This window comes from Sodalinema sp., assembly GCF_046483825.1.
Taxonomy (GTDB): Bacteria; Cyanobacteriota; Cyanobacteriia; order Cyanobacteriales; family Geitlerinemataceae; genus Sodalinema.
Window position 1 is genome coordinate 1 of the sequence record NZ_JAWOCL010000148.1, and the last position, 5,586, is coordinate 5,586.

Consider the following 5,586-nt stretch of genomic DNA (forward strand, 5'->3'; position numbering starts at 1 on the left):
GCCAAGGAATCCTCATGATTTGGGGACAAGGCCCAAGTTTAACCTCAGCTATTAGCGGCGATGGTTCCCCGCGTCCCCTTGTCGCAAAAATGGGACGCGGGAACGTCTGGGGCGATCGGACCATCTAAAACAATAGACCCGAAGGCAACTGTTAAGCTTACATCAGGCGCTGCTGTCCCCCTACCCGGCAATTTTATGAATACTCCTAACTCTCTACCCCAGTCTTTACCTCGGAAATTCGCCAAAGTTCTCCTCCATCCCCTGGTGGTGTCCTCCGTCGTCGTCGCGGGAATTGCCGCGTTTCAGGCTGAACGCCTCACGGAGAAAGTCACCGAGGCCCTGTTTCCCGCCGCACCCGCTCCCGTCACGGAGGTCAAAGCCTTACTGGTGAACGAATTTGAGGGGAAAACCGAACTCACCACCGCTGAAGTTCTCCTCGAAACTGTGGTCCGAACTCATCAGGATCGGATGTTTGGTCATCTCTATTTAGGACAAACGGTGGTTCTCTATCAAGGGGTGGGACGAGTTCGTGCTGGAATTGACCTGGACCAATTAGAGGTCAAATCCGTCGATCGCGCCAATGGTGAAATTCATATTCTCCTCCCGCCGCCCTATCTGGTGCAAGCGGATTTAGATGTTGATGAATCAGGTATTTTAGAGCATCAACGCACCTGGTTTGCACCCAATGTTGAGGCGCAACTCTACACGGAAGCCCAACAAACGGCCCTACTGCAAATTCGTGAACAAGCCTGTCAGGAGGGTCTGTTGCAAAAAGCGGATCAGGAAGCTGAAATGATTGTCCGTAATATCCTGCAAGCGGCTGAGTATCAAGAGATTACCATTGAAAGCCAATTGGGGCGATCGCCCAGTTGTCTGATGAATGCCGGTCGCTAGAAAAAGAGCGATGCGTTCCGGCTTGTAGGGGCGAAAAATTTTTCGCCCTTACAATCGATCGGTCTGGGTCAATACCTGAGCCGATGCCGGAACACATCCTACCATTTCTCCCCTCCAGGGAGGGGCAGGGGTGGGTTCAAGCGCTGAAATACTTCGCTAGCGGGTGATAGACTACAAACGCTGTCGTGGACTGTTCAGGATATAACTGTTCGCTTTCATCCATAAACATACCAATGCGATCGGTTCCCATCAACTCCAACTGACGATATTGATCCGACACCTTGGGACAAGCGGGATAACCAAAACTATAGCGCGATCCCTGATGACGTTGCGCTAAGACATCCCGCACATTATCCGGTTCGAGATGGCCATACCCCAACTCCCGGCGAATGCGAGCGTGAATCCACTCGGCCATGGCTTCGGCTACCTGAACCGCCATGCCATGATAATAGAGATAATCGGTGTACTCGTTGGCCGCAAACAGTTTCTGGGCGAACTCTGTGGCGATTTCTCCCACGGTCACCGCCTGCATGGGAAACACGTCAATTTGTCCCGTTTCTTTGGGTGCGAAGAAGTCCGAGAGACATAGCCGCCGTAGCGATCGCTGACGAGGAAACGTAAACGTCGCCGCCGGTTCTCCTAACTGGCCCGCTTCGGCCTCTTCGGGATAATAGATATGAAGGGAATTACCCTCAGCCTGACAGGGGAAATAACCATAAATAATAGTCGGATGCAGGAGATTCTCCTCGACAATCCGCCGCTTCCAATGGTCCAGAATCGGATAGACCTCTTTCTCTAAAAAGGCATCATACTCTTCCCGCGACTGGTCCCGAGGTTTGCGGAATTGCCATTGTCCCGCAATCAGGGCCTGTAAATCCAAATACCAGAATAATTCCTCTAAGGGGATATCCTCCGGGGTGAGAATCTTGGTTCCCCAGAATGGCGGTTGGGGGCGATCGATATCTACCTCCACCGCCTCGGAACGGCGAGTATCGATTTCCACCACTTGAGGCGTTTCCGACTCCTGGGAGGACTCTGAGGTGTCAGTGGGACCGTCTGATTCGGTGGACTCCTCCTCTAACGCCACTTCATCCAAAAAGCCTTGCAAATCATCCCAATTCCCCTCAGCTTTGGCTGGCATTAACTTGTCCATAAAATGCAAGTCAGCAAACGCATCTTTGCCATACACGACCTTACCCTGATAGGTATTTTGACAGTCTTTATAGACAAACTTAGGCGTAAGCGCCGCTCCCCCTAAAATCACGGGAACGGTAATTCCTTCTTCATTAAATCGCTCTAAATTGTCCTTCATAAACGCCGTTGATTTCACCAACAAGCCACTCATGGCGATACAATCCGCCCCATGTTCTCGATAGGCTTGAATGATGTTTTCAACGGGCTGTTTAATCCCTAAATTAACAACTTTGTAGCCATTATTGGAGAGGATGATATCCACTAAATTCTTGCCGATATCATGAACATCTCCCTTCACCGTGGCAATTAAAAAGGTTCCCTTACCGCGACCATCGGAATCCTCTTTGTCCATATAAGGTTCCAGATAGGCTACCGCCGCTTTCATGGTTTGCGCCGACTGCAAGACAAAGGGAAGTTGCATTTGTCCTGACCCAAACAACTCCCCAACGACTTTCATCCCATCTAGGAGAAAGACATTAATAATATGCAGCGGTTCATAGTCTTGACGCGCTTTTTCCAAGGACTCCTCTAAGCCAATCCGTTCGCCATCAATAATGTGCTGTTTAAGCTGTTCCTCAATGGGGAGATTCTTATCAATGGCTTCGGTTTTCTTGGCGGATTTCCCTTGAAAGAGGGTCGTTAATACCCCCAAGGGGTCATAGGTGCAAACGTCCCCATCAAACTCCCGTTGATCATAAATCAGTTTGCGGCAGATCTCCTGATGCTCGGGGTCAATCTTCGCTAGGGGTAAAATCTTACTGGCGCTGACGATGGCTGAATCTAACCCCGCCTGCATCGCATCATGGAGAAACACGGAATTGAGAACCTGTCGCGCGGCGGCGTTCAAGCCAAAGGAGATGTTGGACACCCCCAGGGTAATGTGACAGTCGGGGAGTTCCTGACGAATGCGGCGGATGGACTCAATGGTGGCTTTCCCGTTTTCTCGGTCTTCTTCAATCCCCGTCGAGACGGGAAGCGCCAAGGGGTCAAAAAACAGTTCTCGCGCCGGAATCCCAAACTCAATGGCGGCGTAGTAGGCCCGTTTGGCGATTTCAAATTTCCGGTCGGCGGTTCGGGCCATCCCCTCTTCGTCGATGGTTCCAATCACCACCCCCGCGCCGTACTGCTTGGCGATTTCCAGGACTTTATAGAAGCGTTCCTCACCATCTTCGTAGTTGGTGGAGTTCAGCAGACATTTCCCACCGGCTACTTTTAACCCGGCTTCCATTTTCTGCCATTCGGTGGAATCTAACATCAAGGGAAGCTTGACATTATTGACCAAACGTGATACGAGTTCGTGCATATCGCGCACTCCATCTCGTCCCACGTAGTCCACGTTGACATCGAGGATTTGTGCGCCTTCGCGTTCCTGCGATCGCGCCAGGGCCACCAAACCATCCCAATCCTCATTATTGAGCAAAGTCCGCATTTTCTTAGACCCACTGGCGTTGAGGCGTTCGCCGATAATCAGGAAGGAATTGTCCTGTTCATAGGTTTGAGTGCTATAAATCGACGCGGCGGCGGCTTCATAGTGGGGTTGGCGAACTTTCGGGGTCAGATCTTGGCTAATCTCCGCCAGGGCCGCGATATGTTCGGGACGAGTTCCGCAGCAGCCGCCAATCACCTGCACCCCTAAGTCCTCGATGAAGTGCATCAAGGCCATCCGCAGTTCCAGGGGAGTCAGTTTATAGTGAGCTTGGCCGCCGACGTTTTCCGGGAGTCCAGCGTTGGGGATACAGGAAACAACGAACGGCGAATGGTCCGACAGATAGCGGATATGGTCTTTCATCAAGTCGGGACCCGTGGCGCAGTTGAGTCCCAGAATATCGATGTTATAGGGTTCGAGAATTGCCAAAGCAGCGCCAATCTCGGACCCCACCAGCATGGTTCCGAACTGTTCCATGGTCACGGACACCATAATCGGACGACGTTGGCCCCGTTGTTCAAAGACCGTTTCCACGGCGTTGAGTGCGGCTTTGATTTGCAGGACATCCTGACAGGTTTCAATCAGAAACAGGTCAACGCCGCCATCGTAGAGTCCTTCAACTTGGGTGATATAGGCCTGATGGAGACTATCGAAGTCGATATGTCCCAGGGTGGGGAGTTTGGTTCCCGGCCCCATGGAACCGGCGACGAAGCGGGGTTTCTCGGGGGTTGAGTAGTCGGCGGTGATGCGTTTGGCCAGTTCGGCGGCGGCTTTGTTGAGGTCGTAGGCTTGGTCCGCCAGGTCATATTCGGCTAACACCAGGGGAGTTCCGCCGAAGGTATCGGTTTCAATGACATCGGCCCCCGCGTCGAGGAAGCCGCGATGGACCGTGGCGACGGCGTCGGGTTTGGTTTTGACCAGGTATTCGTTGCACCCTTCGTACTCTGGCCCACCGAAGTCCTCGGCGGTCAGGTTTTGCACTTGTAGGTTGGTTCCCATAGCACCGTCGAAGACGAGGACGGGACGGTTAGGACTATGGAGGCGTTCGAGGAAGGCGCTAGTCATACCAGGTCAAGATGGGCGTTGATGGGTTAGTCCTTTATTTTATCAGGACTGTTGCCCTCGGGTCGGGATGGAGGCGGGGATTGCTGATTGCGGCGCGTTTCTCGATGCGATCGCCTCGATGTTGCTCCCAGGATTGACGGGGTATCGGGATGTGAGCAATCTATCCAGATTCTTCGCAGTACAAAGCCCTAGCTAAAAGCTTGGCTGGTGGTGTAGCGAAGCGCGATCGAGGAAAGCAACCTACAAAATATCTGCTACAATTTAGATATGCTAAACATGACGTGGGAATTTAAGCTAGAGCCGACTGCGGAGCAGGTTTCGGAGATTGAACACATTCTGGATGTGTGCCGCAATGTCTGGAATTTTGCGCTGCGGGAACGTAAAGACTGGCTAGATTCTCGCAAGTCTCGGGTGAATGCTTGTTCGCTCCGGCAGGAGTTCATCTTGCCAGCCGATACACCATTTCCTAACTACCACGTTCAGGCTAAGCGTTTGACCGCTGCCAAGATGGAATTTCCTCGGCTCAAGACGGTCAACGCTCAGGTTCTTCAGCAGGTTCTTCGAAAATTGGAAACATCCTGGGAGTCGTGGCGGTTAAAGCGTTCGGGATTACCACGATTCAAAAAGCCCAAGCGGATGCGAAGCTTTGTCTTCCCCCAGATGCTCAAAAACTGCCTGTCTGATGAGGGTATAAAGCTGCCGCAACTGGGCTGGGTTCGGGTTCGCTGGTCACGGGAAATCCCTGAGATATTCCAGGTCAAACAAGCTCGAATTGTGCGCAAAGCATCCGGGTACTTTGTCATGCTTAGCCTTCAGGCTGATGTCGAGATTCCGGCAGTATTTTTCAACAAATTTTCCTTCTGTCGTATTTGATTCTACTTTAATTATAACATCTGCATCTTTTGTATTATCAACGAAGGAGAAAAAATTTTCAGATAATTTTTCTTTAAACACTTTAGCGACAGGTTGGTTAGTAGATATTTTTCCAAATTTAGTTTCATTGGTTT

General features: G+C 51.5%; 2 protein-coding genes and 1 pseudogene. 2 read left to right on the top strand and 1 reads right to left on the bottom strand.

What is annotated here, in order from left to right; genetic code table 11:
• Positions 1 to 195: 195 nt before the first annotated feature.
• Positions 196 to 894 carry a DUF4230 domain-containing protein gene (locus tag R6U67_RS09730; RefSeq protein ID WP_410252353.1) on the top strand — a complete coding sequence of 233 codons (699 nt, stop codon included), beginning with the start codon at positions 196 to 198 and terminating at the stop codon, positions 892 to 894.
• Between the two features lie 136 nt (positions 895 to 1,030).
• Here the strand turns inward: R6U67_RS09730 and metH are convergent, their stop codons facing one another.
• Entirely contained in the window at positions 1,031 to 4,579 is a 3,549-nt protein-coding gene (gene metH / locus R6U67_RS09735) for a methionine synthase (protein ID WP_410252354.1), read from the bottom strand.
• Between the two features lie 267 nt (positions 4,580 to 4,846).
• Here metH and R6U67_RS09740 point away from each other — a divergent pair.
• A pseudogene (locus R6U67_RS09740) lies at positions 4,847 to 5,419 on the top strand (RNA-guided endonuclease InsQ/TnpB family protein); the annotation flags it as partial.
• Between the last annotated feature and the right edge of the window lie 167 nt (positions 5,420 to 5,586).